Origin of the sequence: Streptomyces apricus (assembly GCF_008369065.1) — a bacterium.
GTDB classification, from domain to species: Bacteria; Actinomycetota; Actinomycetes; order Streptomycetales; family Streptomycetaceae; genus Streptomyces; species Streptomyces apricus.
The window spans coordinates 57623-71880 of record NZ_VDFC01000019.1 but is presented as its reverse complement, the minus strand read 5'-3'; the positions used below and the strand labels follow the sequence as shown (position 1 = coordinate 71880).

11 protein-coding genes are annotated in these 14258 nt (G+C 70.3%); 4 read left to right on the top strand and 7 right to left on the bottom strand.

What is annotated here, in order from left to right:
* Positions 1 to 51: 51 nt before the first annotated feature.
* Positions 52 to 1323: a carboxylesterase family protein gene (locus tag FGF04_RS07010; protein WP_149510374.1), complete on the bottom strand. Its 1272-nt coding sequence runs from the start codon at positions 1321 to 1323 to the stop codon at positions 52 to 54.
* Positions 1324 to 1860: 537 nt separating this feature from the next.
* Between FGF04_RS07010 and FGF04_RS07005 the strand changes: the two genes are divergently transcribed.
* Entirely contained in the window at positions 1861 to 5013 is a 3153-nt protein-coding gene (locus FGF04_RS07005) for a beta-glucosidase (protein WP_149510373.1), read from the top strand.
* Positions 5014 to 5244: 231 nt separating this feature from the next.
* Here the strand turns inward: FGF04_RS07005 and FGF04_RS07000 are convergent, their stop codons facing one another.
* From FGF04_RS07000 to FGF04_RS06975, 6 genes are all read right to left on the bottom strand, one after another.
* Complete coding sequence (locus FGF04_RS07000; RefSeq protein ID WP_149510372.1) at positions 5245 to 6186, bottom strand: LysR substrate-binding domain-containing protein; 942 nt, start codon at positions 6184 to 6186, stop codon at positions 5245 to 5247.
* 256 nt (positions 6187 to 6442) lie between these two features.
* Entirely contained in the window at positions 6443 to 7438 is a 996-nt protein-coding gene (locus tag FGF04_RS06995; protein ID WP_149510371.1) for an amidohydrolase family protein, read from the bottom strand.
* Positions 7439 to 7442: 4 nt separating this feature from the next.
* The gene (locus FGF04_RS06990) at positions 7443 to 7970 is read right to left on the bottom strand and encodes a 3-hydroxyanthranilate 3,4-dioxygenase (RefSeq protein ID WP_149510370.1); all 528 of its coding nucleotides are present in this window, start codon (positions 7968 to 7970) and stop codon (positions 7443 to 7445) included.
* Positions 7967 to 8407 carry a RidA family protein gene (locus tag FGF04_RS06985; RefSeq protein WP_149510369.1) on the bottom strand — a complete coding sequence of 147 codons (441 nt, stop codon included), beginning with the start codon at positions 8405 to 8407 and terminating at the stop codon, positions 7967 to 7969. The genes FGF04_RS06990 and FGF04_RS06985 overlap by 4 nt, the downstream gene beginning before the upstream one ends.
* Positions 8404 to 9225, bottom strand: coding sequence for a 2-keto-4-pentenoate hydratase (locus FGF04_RS06980; protein WP_149510368.1), 822 nt, complete (start codon positions 9223 to 9225; stop codon positions 8404 to 8406). Before FGF04_RS06980 ends, FGF04_RS06985 begins: the two co-directional genes overlap by 4 nt.
* A complete protein-coding gene (locus FGF04_RS06975) occupies positions 9222 to 10700 on the bottom strand; it encodes a 2-hydroxymuconic semialdehyde dehydrogenase (RefSeq protein ID WP_149510367.1) in 1479 nt (492 codons plus the stop codon). Before FGF04_RS06975 ends, FGF04_RS06980 begins: the two co-directional genes overlap by 4 nt.
* 287 nt (positions 10701 to 10987) lie before the next feature.
* Between FGF04_RS06975 and FGF04_RS06970 the strand changes: the two genes are divergently transcribed.
* Genes FGF04_RS06970 through FGF04_RS06960 form a run of 3 tightly spaced genes read left to right on the top strand, consistent with a single transcriptional unit; the run spans position 10988 to position 14207 of the window.
* Positions 10988 to 11869 carry an alpha/beta hydrolase gene (locus tag FGF04_RS06970; RefSeq protein WP_188113988.1) on the top strand — a complete coding sequence of 294 codons (882 nt, stop codon included), beginning with the start codon at positions 10988 to 10990 and terminating at the stop codon, positions 11867 to 11869.
* Positions 11866 to 13224: an MFS transporter gene (locus FGF04_RS06965; RefSeq protein ID WP_149510365.1), complete on the top strand. Its 1359-nt coding sequence runs from the start codon at positions 11866 to 11868 to the stop codon at positions 13222 to 13224. Before FGF04_RS06970 ends, FGF04_RS06965 begins: the two co-directional genes overlap by 4 nt.
* On the top strand, positions 13221 to 14207 hold the full coding sequence (locus FGF04_RS06960; protein ID WP_149510364.1) for an MBL fold metallo-hydrolase: 987 nt from the start codon (positions 13221 to 13223) through the stop codon (positions 14205 to 14207). Before FGF04_RS06965 ends, FGF04_RS06960 begins: the two co-directional genes overlap by 4 nt.
* The last annotated feature ends 51 nt before the right edge of the window (positions 14208 to 14258 follow it).

Sequence of the window (14258 nt, the reverse complement as noted above, 5' to 3'; positions counted from 1 at the left end):
GGCAGGCGCCGCTCCCGGGAGCGGCCGTGAGCGGCCCGGGCACCCGCCTTCTCAGTGCCGGCGCCGGGCGGCCATCCACTGCCAGATGTGGGTGCCGTCGATGCCGGGGTCGTTGCGGGCGACGTAGATCCATGAATAGTGGCCGAGGTACTGGTGGTCGTTCCAGACGACGTGGTCGTAGAGCGTCATCAGCGAGCCGGGGATCACATCGTGCGCGTGGACGGTGTTGGCCTGCGGGTCCACGACGGGATCGTCGCCGGAGGTGACGAGCCAGCTGGGGGTGCTGATCCGGGCCAGCTCGTCGTCGGGGATCATCGGTGTGTCGGACTGGAAGGGCGCGACGATGCCGCAGATCGGCACGGAGGCGGCGAACAGGGTGGGGTAGAGGGCGGTCATCTTCATGCTCATGTAGCCGCCGTTGCTGCAGCCGGCGACGTAGATCCGGTCGCGGTCGATGCGGTTCCCGCGCACGACGTCGTCGATGATCTCGCGGATGAGGGGCGCGAAGCGCGGGCCGTCCTCCATCCAGTACGAGGTGCTCTGCGGGGCGAGGACGTAGGCGCCGCCGAAGACGTGCTGCGCTTCAGGAGTGGCGAAGCCCAGTGCGCCGCGGTTGGCCCGCAGCGTGACCTCGTTGTCGTAGTAGTCGTCGGGCAGTGACGCGCCCTCGCCCCCGCCATGCAGCCAGACGATCAGCGGACGCCTGCCCCGCCGGGAGGAGTGGGAATCGGCGGGTGAGAACAGCCGGTACTTCATTCCCGAGCCGGAGGTGTGAGAGCTGAACGCGTCGACCTCGGGGTCCGAGAGGCGAGGGTTCTGCACGAACTTCCCGATGACGACGGAGCGGTGATCGCGCAGGACGATCGGGGCGTGCTGGGTGAGGGTGTAGGTGAGGTCGAGCATCACGTTGCGGCCCTCGTCCGCGAGGTAACTGAGCGTGCTGCCCCCGATCCGGCCTTCGCCATGGCTCAGTTCGAGCACGATGTTGCCGTTGCGGTCGAGCCGGGCGGCGGTCACCGTCCGGTCGAGGTCGTAGTCGGTGACAATGCCGTCGTCGGGGCCGGTGGCAAACGGCCTGGTGCCCTTGGCGTGCACGCCGAAGGTCGCGGTGGTCAGACCGGCCGGGTCGATCGGGCCGAGACGGGCGGTCTCCAGGGTGAGGGAGGTGACCTGTTCGCCGCCGTCGAGCACCTGGGCGTTCAGGGTGAATCTCACGCCGGAGGGCGCATGGCCGGCGGCGTACGCGGAGGCGCCGGACAGGGACAGTCCGGCGGCTCCCGCGCCGGTGGCCAGAATGGTGCGACGGCTGATATGTGCTGCCATGCGGACTCCTTGTGGGGTCGGAGGCTTTACCGCGCCCGTGCGCCGAACGCAGAAGGGCGCGGAGCGGTTGACGCAGACACAGCTGACACGAAGTGAGTAGGACGAGAAAGCCCGTCAGAAGGCGGAAGCCAAGATGCACCCCGCGCGGCAGGCGGGCCACATTACTGGTCCGTTCAACGGACCCGTGGAGCACAAAATGCCGACTCGCTGCTTTAAGCATTGACCGAACGCGTGGAACGGAACAGCAGGGCGAGCGCCTCGAATGAAGTACTTTTCCCATCGAAGACCGCGCTGACCAGGAACTAAGCGGGAGCGCTCTCCGCGGTCGGCCACCGATGAGCCTGTCGGATGGAGTGCGAAACCGGGCTCGACCATCGGAGCAGTAAACGGAAAAAACTCACGAGACCAATTTTGTCTTCAGTTATTGACGCGTCAGAAAGCGCCTCCTAGCCTCCTCCTGCATCCGGCTCCCGGCCGGATACGGCAGAGAGGACGCTGTCTGTGAATCCCGCACGCAGAAACTCCCGGACCCGAGCCGTGACCGTGGCGACCGCAGCCTCGGTCGTGGTGTCGGCCCTGTTGTCCGTCGGGCCGCCACCCGCCCGGGCCGCCACCACCGATCCCTCGCCGAGCGCTCTGGAGAAGGCCGATGCGGCCCTGTCCCGCTCCGCCGCGGAACAGGGCATGGTCCTGATGGAGAATCACGCCCAGGCACTGCCCATCGCGTCATCCGGCAACGTCGCCCTGTACGGAGTCGGCGCCTACGTCACCGTCAAGGGCGGCACCGGCTCCGGCGCCGTCAACAACCGTGCGACGGTCACCGCACGCCAAGGCCTGGAGAACGCCGGGTACAAGGTCACCACGGGCAGTGCCTACTGGTCCGCGATGACCTCGGCCTACGACACCAAGTACGGCAGCGCCGGCTCCGGCGGCATCTTCGGTCCGGCGATCGACTACTCCTCGGTGGAACAGCAGCTCACCGCCGACACGGTGAAGCCCACCACCGGGACCGACACGGCCGTCTACGTGATCGCCCGCAACTCCGGTGAGGGCGCGGACCGTTCATCCGGCAAGGGCGACTACCTGCTGGCCGACACCGAGCGCGCCAACCTCGAACTGCTGGGCCGCACGTACAAGCGCGTGGTCGTCGTCATCAACTCCGGCGGCGTCATCGACACCAGCTTCTACCGGCAGATCAACAAGGCGGAGAAGGACTCCTCCGGCGGACTCGCGCTGGACGCGATGCTGCTCATGAGCCAGGCCGGCCAGGAGAGCGGCAACGCCTTGGTCAACGTGCTGAACGGAACCGTCACCCCCTCGGGCAAGCTCACCGACACCTGGGCCTCGGCCTACTCCCACTACCCCGCCTCCGCGACCTTCGCGAACAACGACGGGAACTCCACCACCGAGGAGTACGGCGAAGGCGTCTACGTCGGGTACCGCTACTTCGACTCCTTCTACGAGCGCCTCGCCCCCGACCCCTCCTCCGTAGTCAACTACCCGTTCGGCTACGGCGGTTCGTACACCGACTTCGCCATCCGGGCGCAGCGGGTCACCGCGAACGCGAAGCAGGTGAGGGTCACCGCGAAGGTGACCAACACCGGGAAGCGTCACAGCGGCAGCGAGGTGGTGCAGGTCTACGTCTCCGCCCCGCAGACCGGTCAGGACAAGGCGTACCAGCAGCTGGCGGGCTACGCGAAGACCGACGACCTGGCTCCCGGCGCCTCGCAGACGGTGACCATCGGCTTCGACACGACCTCCCTGGCCTCCTACGACGAGTCCCGTGCCGCCTACGTCCTCGACGCGGGCGACTACGTGGTCCGGGTCGGCGACTCCTCCCGTGACACCCATGTCGCGGCCGAGCTGAACCTGGCCAGGCGCGTGGTGACGGAGCAGGACCACACCGAACTGGACGACCAGAAGCCCGCGCGCGAACTGACCAGCGACCCGGCCGACTTCTACACCTACTCCGGTGAGAAGAAGGAGTTGGCGAACGCCGAGCGGATCACCCTGAACCCGAAGTCGTTCCGCACCGAGAAGAACGCCTCGCCGTACGAGCAGGACGTCACCGTCGACTCCTCCTCCCCGTACCACGCGCTCGACGGGTCGAAGATCTCCTCGACCACCGTCCACCTGGACAAGAGCCGGAAGAACTGGGAGAACACCGGCGCCCCCTACAAGGCGAAGACCGGCGAGAAGGTCAAGTACGTCAGGACCAGCTCCTCCAACACGCTGTACGACGTCGCCAAGGGCAGGATCTCCGTCGAACAGTTCGTCGCCGGCCTGTCGGTGACGCAGCTCGCCACCATCGTGGAGGGCACCAGCCTGGGCGGCACCACTCCGTCCGCCGTCGGCGCCGCCGGCTACACCACCGGCGCCTACGAAAACTTGGGCATCCCCAGCATGACCCTGGCGGACGGACCCGCGGGACTCCGCCTCACCCAGCGGATCGCCACCACCCCCGCCTCCTACCAGTACGCCACGGCCTTCCCGATCGGTACCCTGCTCGCCCAGACCTGGGACCGGGACCTGGTGCGGAAGGTCGGCACGGCGATCGGCAAGGAGATGAACGCGTACGGTGTCCAGCTGTGGCTGGCGCCCGGCATGAACATCCACCGCGACCCGCTCAACGGCCGCAACTTCGAGTACTACTCCGAGGACCCGCTGGTCTCCGGCCTCACCGCCGCCTCCACCACCGAGGGCGTGCAGAGCAATCCCGGCGCCGGTGTCACGATCAAGCACCTCGCCGGGAACAACCAGGAGACCAGCCGCAGCGGCGGCAACGACGTGGTCGGCGAGCGGGCGTTCCGCGAGATCGAGCTGAAGGGCTTCGAGATCGCGGTGAAGGCCGCCCAGCCGATGGCCGTGATGAGCTCCTACAACAAGATCAACAACACCTACGCGTCCGGCAACTACGACCTGCTCACCGACCTGCTGCGTGGTGAGTGGGGCTTCCGGGGCACCGTGATGACCGACTGGGGCGGCGCGCACGGCGCGACCAACACCATGTACGCGGGCAACGACCTGATCGAGCCCGGCGGGAAGCCCTCCGACATCGTCAACGCGACGATCAAGACCGCGCCCGTCGTCGACCTGAACGGCCTCCCCACCTACATGAAGACGGTCAAGACCACCGGCAACCCCAGCTACAGCTTCCAGCTCGGCGCGCTCACCCTGGCGACCGGCGGCGGAACGACCGTCGCCACCACCGTCGACGGCACGACCGACCTGTCGAAGACCCCGCTCTCCGGCACCACCACCGTGGACGCCATCAACAACCAGACGTACACGGCCGACGCCAAGTTCACCTCGGTCGACGACGCCTACCGCGCCGTCCAGACCCTGCTGGCCTCCACCGCGCTGACCGCCGCCCAGAAGGCCGCGATCACCGTCTCGGACGTCCGGTACGCCACCTCCGGTGACGCCACCACGCCGGTCGTTTCCTACAAGGTGAGCCTGGTAGGCGACTACCCGGCCGACGACAGCTACACGATGCGTCTGGGCGACCTCCAGCGCAGCGCCGTCCGGATCCTCACCACCGCCTCCAAGACCTCGGCGTTCCAGCAGCTCGCCGCCGCGCAGAGGGTCAAGGGCATCTCGGTCGGCTCGTACACCGAGCAGTTCAAGGACCTCGACCCGGTGGTCGAGTCGTCCAAGAGCCGGGTCCAGGAGCCCCACCGGGGACACTGACCTCCCGGACCTGAGGAGCCGCCGGCCGGCGGCTCGCGGGACGTCATCGAGTCAGGCCGGACGAAAGCCCTTCGCAGGGAACGGTCTTCGTGCGCGACCGGGTACGCACCGGTCGTGGCCGGGAACCGTGCGCCGTCGCGCACGAGGCCGTACCGGACGGGAAACACGGTCCCCGTACCCACCGCGGCCCGCGCACACCCGGGTCGAGGACCGTCAGGCGTCAGGCAGAACTCAGTCGGACCGGTCCGTGGGCGGGTGCACGGAGTCCGCGATGGCGACGAGCGACTGCATCATGGCCTCCGAGGCCGGGCTCAGACGGCGTCCGGCCGCGCGGGTGATCCCGACGCGTGCGCCGACGAGGTCGAGCGAGATCGGCAGTGCGGTGAGCCGGGGGTCGCTCGCGCCGATGAGTTCCGGCAGCGCGGCCACCATGTCGGTCTCCACGAGGAGCTGGCGGATGGTGAGGAACGCGGTCGTCTCGACGCGGTCGGGGGGCAGGGGGCAGTCGTTGCGGTGGAAGAACTCTTCGAGTTCGGTACGCAGCGCCGTCTCCACCCCCGGCAGGATCCACGGGCAGGCAATCAGCTCGTCGAGCGGAATGTGGGTGCGTGCCGCGAGCGGATGCCCGCTGCGCGCGACCACGCGGACGGTCTCCTCGTGCAGCGTCTGCTGCACCGTCCCCCCCGGGGGGACCGTCGCCAGGCGGCCGATGATGAAGTCGATCTTGCCTGCGACGAGGTCTTCGAGCAGCGTCTCCGGCGTCGCTTCGCGCACGACGATCCGCAGGGCTGGGCGGTCCTGCTTGAGCCGGGCGATGGCCCGCGGCAGCAGGAGGTTGGAGCCCGCGAGATGGGTGCCGATGACCACGTGGCCGCGGGTGGCGTCGGCTATCTCCTGGAGATGACGGCTCGCCTGGTTCATCTGGGCCAGCGCCAAGCGCGCGTACTGGGTGAAGGCGTCCCCGAACTCGGTGGGCTGGATCCCCCGCGGGCCGCGCTCGTAGAGGGTGACGCCGAGGATGCGTTCGAGGTCCTGGAGACTGCGGGTGACCACGGGCTGGGTGACGTGCAGCGCGGCCGCGGCGCCGACCACGCTCCCCTGGCCGGAGAGCGCCTCGACGAGGAGGAGGTGGCGGAATTTCAGTCGCCCGTCCAGCATCCGCGGTATTTCCATACGAGAACGGTAGACCGCCTTCCGCCGCGGGGCACAACCGCACGGCTGTGGGCGTCATCCTGGACATACCCGCTGGTGGGGTCCGGTGCGCAGGCCCGGCGACGGGCTCGTCCGAACAGGGGGACGGCGGACCCCGGCCGTGACGGCACGGGGTCCGGGATCCGGGGTCCGGGGTCCGTCGGTCCCGGCCGGGCGGACGTCGCCCGGCCGGAGCTCCCTCCTCGGAGGGCCGGATCGCGGGCCAGCGATCCGCAGGTCAGCGGTCCGCGGGCACGCGTCCGACCCAGCGCAGCGCATTGCCGCCGGCGATCGCCTCGCGCTCCGCGGCGCTGAGGAAGTCAGCCTTCCGGAGCACCTCACCCACGGGGCGTTCGCCCAGGGGATAGGGGTAGTCGCTGCCCAGCATCACATGGTCCGCGCCGAGGGTGTCGACCAGCGTGCGCAGGGCGACCGGGTCGAAGACGACGCTGTCCACGCTGAACCGGCCGAGGTAGGCCGAGGGCGGCAGCTGCGAGGTGGCGATGATGTCCGAGCGGCGGTGCCAGGCGTTCTCCAGGCGCCCCAGCCAGAACGCGAACGATCCGCCGCCGTGCGCGAAGCAGATCCGCAGCGACTCCGGCACCCGGTCGAACACTCCGCCGAGGATCATGGCGAGCACGGAGAGATGGGTCTCCGCCGGCATCCCGGTCAGCCACCGCGCCATCCAGCGGTCCAGCCGCGGCGAGGTGGGCATGTCCCAGGGGTGCACGAAGACCGGCGCGCCGCGTGAGGCCGCGTGCTGGAGGAAGGTGACGACGCCCTCCGCGTCGAGGTCCTGGTCGCCGACGTGGTTGCCGATCTCCACCCCGACGTGCCCGGCGTCCAGGCAGCGGTCGAGCTCACGGCAGGCCGCGTCGGGGTCCTGCAGCGGCACCTGGGCGAACGGGATGAACCGCTCCGTATCGGGTGCGCAGATCTCCAGGGCGAGGTCGTTGAAGATCCGGCAGACCTTGACCGCCTCGGCACCGCTCAGGTCGTACCCGAAGAACAGCGGGGTGGGAGAGACCACCTGGGCCTGCACCCCGTCGGCGGCCATGTCGGCCAGGCGGACCGACGCGTCCCAGCAGTTCGATTCGACGGCCCGGAACTCGGTCTCCCCCACCATGATCATCGCCTGGCGTTCGGACTCCACCCGCAGCCAGGGCCGGCCGGGACCGAGGTCCGGCCAGGCCGCGGGCACGTAGTGGGTGTGTATGTCGATGACATCGGGCACCGGATCAGCCCTTACCGGGGTGCAGCGCGCCGCAGTTCCCGCATGTGCGCTGCTCGACGGACGCGTGGAAGGCCTCGAACACCGGCGGCAGGTCGGCGACGATGTCCCGCACCTGCAGCTCCACCGAGTGCACCTTCGTACCGCACTCCAGACAGAACCAGCCGAACTGCTCCGTCGTCCCCTCGGGGCGCACGCGCTCCACCACGATGCCGATGGATCCCTCCTCCGGACGCTGCGGCGAGTGCCAGGTGTTCCCGGGCAGCAGCCACATGTCGCCCTCGCGGATGTCCACCCGCTGCGGGCCGTCCTCGGTGATCACATTGACGTGCATATTGCCTTTGACCTGGTAGAAGTACTCCTCGAACGGCTCGAAGTGGAAGTCGAGCCGCTGGTTGGGGCCGCCGACGATCTGCACGATGAAGTCACCGCTGGTATCCCACATCGCCTTGTTGTTGACCGGGGGCTTCAGCAGGTGCTCGTGCTCGGCGAGCCACTTCGGGAAGTTGAAGACCGGGGGCAGCGACGACGTCATGAGTTCTCCTCGGTGGTGAGGCCGGTTCGGCGCACGGCGACGGCCTGGATCTCGATGAGCAGATGCGGGTGGGGAAGCTGGTGGACCGCGACGGTGGTGCGCGTGGGGCCGGAGGCGTCGAAGTACTCGGCCCATACGCGGTTGTAGCCGCCGAAGTCGTTCATGCTGACCAGGTAGGTGGTGACCTGGGCCAGGTCGTCGAGCGTGCAGTCCACGGCGGCGAGGACGTCACGGATGTTCTCGATCACGGCCCGGGTCTGTGCCTCGATGTCGAGGTCCGTGACTCCCATCGCGTCGGCGCCGGCCCCGGCGAAGGTGTTGTCGGGGCGGCGGCTGCTGGTCCCGGAGACGAACACCAGGTCGCCGACGACCTTGACGTGCGGGAACCGGCCGCGGGGGGMGGCTTTCCCCTCGACCACGAGGGACTCGTCGTTCATCGCTCCTCCGCGGGGGTGCCGGTGGTGGTGACGTGGACGGAGCCGAGTCCCGGGACGGTCGCGCGGACCGTGACCCCGCCGGGGAGGGCGACCGCGGCGGTGGCCGCCCCGGCCAGCAATACGGAACCGGCGGGCAGGACGACCCCCTGGGCCGCGGCCATGCGTGCGATGGCCGGCAGGGCGAGGACCGGGTCGCCGAGGATGTCGCCGGTACTCCCGGTGGCCGCGACCGCGCCGTCGATCTCCACGGTCACCGGCCGGTCGTCGAACCGGGCCGCGGCGGAGGTGAGATCGATCGGCTGCCAGGCCCCGGTCACGAACCCGGCCGCCGAGGTGTTGTCGGCGACGACGTCGGTGAGGGAGAACTTGAAGTTCGCGTAGCGGCTGTCGATGATCTCCAGGCCGGGGGCGACCGCGTCGACGGCGGCCCGCAGTTCGGCCTCGGGATCGGCCGAGGCGCGCGCGTCGAACGGCGCACCCAGACGGAAGGCCACCTCCGGCTCGACGCGCGGGTGAATGAAGGCCTCGAGGGCCACGCTGCCGCCGTCGGCGTACGCGCCGCGCGCGTGCAGCCGGCCGAAGATGACGTCGGAGACGCCCATCTGCAGCGCCTTGGCCTTGCTGGTGAACCCGAGCTTCACACCGACGAGACGGTCACCGCGGGCCGTCCGCAGCTCGGAGCTGAGCGCCTGCACACGGTAGGCGTCGTCCAGGGTGAGCGAGGCGGTGCCGCTCAGCTGCGCGATGGCCCGCCTGGAGGTGACGGCCTCGTCGAGGGCCGAGGCGTATCCGGAGAGGGCGGAGGTCGATTCGGTCACAGGGCCACGCACACATTCGTCGTCTCGGTGTAGAAGTGCAGCGAGTGCTTCCCGCCCTCGCGTCCGATACCTGAGCGGCCCGTCCCGCCGAAGGGGGCGCGCAGGTCGCGCAGGTACCAGGTGTTGACCCAGGAGAGGCCGACGTCCATCGCCTGCGCCACCCGGTGGGCCCGGCTCAGATCGCTGGTCCACACCGAGGCGGCCAGCCCGTACTCGGTGTCGTTCGCCAGGCCGATCGCCTCCTCCTCGGTGTCGAAGGGGATCAGCGCGGCGACCGGGCCGAAGACCTCCTCGCGCACGGTGCGACAGGAGTTGTCCAGGCCGGTCCACACCGTCGGTTCGATCCAGGCGCCGCCCGCCAGGTCCTCGCCGAGCTCGGGGATGCCGCCCCCGGCGAGGACCTCGGCGCCTTCCTGCACGGCGAGGTCGAGGTACGACATCACCTTGGCCCGGTGCTTCTGGGAGATCAGCGGGCCGGTCGTCGTGCCGGATGCGTGCGGGCGGCCCAGGCGCAGTCCCTTGGCCCGCTCGGCGATCCCGGCCGCGAGCTCGTCGAAGAGTCCGCGCTGGACGTAGACCCGTTCGGTGCACAGGCAGACCTGGCCGGTGTTCAGGAACAGTGACCTGGTGAGCCCGTCGAGGGTGCGCTCCAGCGGGGAGTCGTCGAAGACGACGGCCGCGTTCTTGCCGCCCAGCTCGAAGGAGACGGGCACCACGCGCGGCGCGACCTCCTTCATGATGGTCGCCCCCGTCGAGGACTCACCGGTGAAGGTGACCCCGTCGATCCCCGGGTGCCAGGTGAGGAACTCGCCCGCCGAGCCCGGGCCGAAGCCGTGGACGACGTTGTACACGCCGCTCGGCGCGCCCGCCTCGGCGATGACCTCCGCCAGCAGGGTCGCCGTCGACGGGGTCTCCTCGGACGGCTTGACGACCACGGCGTTGCCACAGGCCAGGGCCGGGGCCACCTTCCACGTGAGCAGCAGCAGCGGCAGGTTCCAGGGCACGATGACGGCCACGACACCGAGCGGTTTGCGCACCGCGTAGTTGAGGGCGCTGCGGCCCCCGCCCGTGTCGGTCAGATACGAATCGAGGCCGGCGGAGGAGATCGTGTCGGCGAAGGACCGGAAGTTCGCCGCCGCGCGGGCCACGTCCAGTTCGCGGGCCAGCGCCACCGGTTTGCCGGTGTCACGGATCTCGGCGTCCACGAACTCCTCGAAACGCGCCTCGATCCCGTCGGCGATCCGCCTCAGCAAGGCGGCTCTGTCCCGGTCGGTGGTGAGGCCCCAGCGGCCGTCGAAGGCCCGGCGCGCGGCCCGTACGGCGGCGTCCACCGTCTCCTGGCCGGCCTCGTGCACCACGGCGACACGGGCGCCGTCGACCGGGCTGATCTTGTCGAACGTGTCCGCGCCGTCGACGAAGCTTCCGTCGACGAAGTTCCGGAGCTGAACGATCTCGGTTGGCGAATCGTCGGTCATGAGGGGACCGTACGATCGCCCTCCCATACCCGTCCAATACCGATCCGGGCTTCACCTATAGCGGATCGGGCATAGCGAAATCAGGCGGTGGGGGTGGAGGAGGCGGTGCGGGCGGTCCGGTGCGTGCGTCGTGCGGAGCCGGACCAGGTGGCACACACCTCCGGTATGACCGTATGGCGATAGGTACGGACGAAGTAGGCATTACCCGAGCTGGTACGGGCCTGGTGATGATACGGACCACTGCGCACCCGGAGCCGTCACGGCACCGGCGACGACGAGGAGGAGCAGTGGTCGGAAGTCAAGCGGTCCGTCCGGCGGACACCAGTGGGTTCTTCACCTGTCGACGCCCGGAGGATTACCACCCCGACTGGCCGGGCTTCTACCGGCACGCCGTACACCGCCGCCAGGAGCTGCGCTCACGGGTGCCCCACGAGGTCGACCTGAAGTACGGTCCCGACGCCCACCAGCTGGTGAACGTCTACCACCCCGGGCCGGCGGCCGTCCCCTCCGGCGCCGGATCATCCGGTGACCGCCCGGTGATCGTGTACTTCCACGGCGGACGCTGGCGCAAGGGCCACCCGGCCTACTACGACCACCTCGCCGGCCCCTGGGTGGACGCCGGCGCGGTCTTCCTGTCCTGCGGCTACCGGCTCGAACCGCGGCACACCATCGCCGACGCCGTCGCGGACGCGGCCCTGGCGGTGGAGTGGGCGCGCACGAACGCCGCCCGTTACGGGGGCGCCCCGGAACGCATCACCGTGGCCGGGCACTCCGCGGGCGGCCACCTCGCCGCGATGGTCACGCTGACCGACAGCTCCCCCGGCCCGGTGGCGGGCACCGTGTGCATGAGCGCGCCCACCGATCTGCGGGGCATGGTCGAGGACCCGGCGCAGGCCCTGCGGCTCAGCCCCGCGCTGCGGGTGAGCCGCGGCCCCGAGCGGGTGGTGGTCTCCTTCGGGGATCCGGAGCCCAACCGCAAGGCGGACGACGACCTCTGGCTGACCCGCCAGGGCCGGCTGCTCGCCGACGCCCTGACCGACGCGGGCAGGCCGCCGGTGACCGTGGCGCTGACCGGCACCGACCACATCGGCACCGCCACCGCCTTCGCCGAACCGGAGTCGGAGCTGTTCGAGGCCGCGCACCAGGCAGTTTTCGGAGGCACCCGATGAGACACGACGAAGACACGGCGACGGGCAGTGGGCGGGCAGGTGTCCTGGCGAGTTTTCGCGGGATGCGCTTCGGAGTGGTGGGACTTGCCTTTCTCGCGGTGCTGCTCGACGGTTTCGACTCCGCGTCCCTCTCCTTCGTCCTGCCCTCCCTGGCGGAGCAGTGGGGCATCGCCTCGGCCGACTTCACCCCGGCGGTGGTCCTGACCAACATCGGCGTGGTGCTCGGCTACCTCGCCTCGGGCAGGCTCGCGGTGCGGCTGGGCCTGCGGCGGATGCTGATCGCCGGGACCGTGCTGTTCGGCGTGGGCTCGCTGGCCACCGCCCTGGTGCTTCCCCTGCAGTCGCTGACCGCCCTGAGCACGGTCAGGCTGGTCACGGGCCTCGGACTCGGCGTGGTGCTGCCCGGCGCCGTCTCCCTCGCCACCGCGCACCACCCGGACCGGCAACGGCAGTCGGTCTCCGTCACGGTCACCCTCGGCCTCGCCTTCGGCGGGACGGTCGCCGGTGTCTTCGGCAGCAGCATGCTGGCGTCGGTCGGGGCGACCGGGGTGTTCTGGATCGGCGGCGCACTGCCGTTGCTGCTGGCCGTGGTGATGGGCCGGTGGCTGCCGGCCGCACCGGTGCCCGTGGCCGTGGAGGGCACGGTGGCAGCGGACGGCACGGTGGCAGTGTCCGGAGCCGACAGCTCGGCCGGCGCCGCACGCGAGGCGCGGGTCGGCGCGCTGTTCGCACCGGGGCTGCGCGCCGCCACCGTACTGCTGTGGATCTTCGCCTTCCTGGTCTTCATCGCCAGCTACACGCTCCAGTCCTGGGTGCCGACCTTGCTGACCGGATACGGCTTCTCCGCCTCGCAGGCCCCGATCGGCCTGGCCTTCCTGAGCTTCGGCGGGGTGGTCGGGGGCATCGTGCTCCTCCTGCTCTCCGCCCGGCGGGGCATCAGGTTCGCCCTGATGGTGATGCCGGTGATCGGTGCGGTGTCGATGGTCGCCGCGGCCACCGTCGGGACCGACCACACCGCGCTGCTGCTCGCGCTCGCCGGCTCCGGTGCGGGTGTCACGGCCAGTCAGATCGGTCAGCTGACCCTCGCGGTGGCGATGTACCCGGCGGCCACCAGGACCGCCGGCGTGGGCTGGGCCGCGGCCCTGGGGCGGGTCGGCTCGATCGTGGGTCCGGCCACGGCGGGTGTCCTGCTCGCGCTCTCGCTCCCCGGCGACGACATCGTGCTGCTGACGGCCATTCCGGTGGTGGTGGCCGCGGCGAGCGCGGCGGTGCTGTGGCGCCTGCCCCACGCGGCCGACCGGACGGACGGGGCCGCGGACACGGAGCGGGAAGAGCGGGAAGTGACGGCACGATGAGCGGCTGGTTCGATCTCGGTGACGTCGCGGTGGTGCCGATCGTGGAGACACCGCGGCTGCTCATCGATCCGGCGGAGTTCTTCCCCGGACACCCGGGGGTGCCCTCCGGCTGGGCCGCCGAGGAGCCCTGGTACGAGGCCGGGCGGGGACGGCTGGTCTTCGCCATGCAGGCCTTCCTGGTCGTCACCCCGTACGAGCGGATCCTCGTCGACGCCTGCGTCGGCGACGGGAAGCACCGCGGCAGACCGGAGTTCGACCGCCTGGACAGCGGCTGGTGGCAGCGGTTCACGGAGACCGGACTGTCCGCCGACGACGTGTCCACGGTCGTCCTCAGCCATCTGCACGTGGACCACGTCGGCTGGGCGACGCGGTGGTCCGGCGGACAGTGGCGACCGGCCTTCGCGAAGGCCCGGCACGTTCTGACCGCTCCGGAGTACGACTACTGGCGGTCGGCGGCGGGAGCCGCGGCGATGACCCGGACCGGCGACTACCTGGCCGACAGCATCGAACCGGTCGCCGAGGCGGGACTGCTGGACCTGACACCCCCGGACGCCGAGCTCGGCCCGCACGTGCGGTTGTGCCCGGCACCGGGTCACACCCCGGGCGACACGGCCGTCCTGGTCACCGGCTCCCGGGCACGGCTGTTGCTCACCGGCGACGTCCTCCACCACCCGCTCCAGCTGATGGATSCGGACGCCAGCACCCGGTACTGCGTCGACCCGGAACTCTCGGCGCGCACCCGCAGGCGGACGCTGGAGTGGCTGGCCGACACCGGGACCGCGATGATGCCCGCCCACTTCGCCGCCCCGTCCGCAGGCCGCGTCACCCGCCACGGCTCCGGCTTCACCTTCGCCTCTGCGGCCGATCTCCACCGCCCGGACCGGTACGTGGTGACGGGTCGACCCGACGCCGGCCGGGACGGCGGCGTACGCCGCGTCGAAGCAGCCTTCGGCTCCCCGGATCGGGGAAAGAATGAGACATGACCATCCACACCGAGCCCGCCGCTCCTTCCGAGGCCGTCCGGCAGTTGCCGG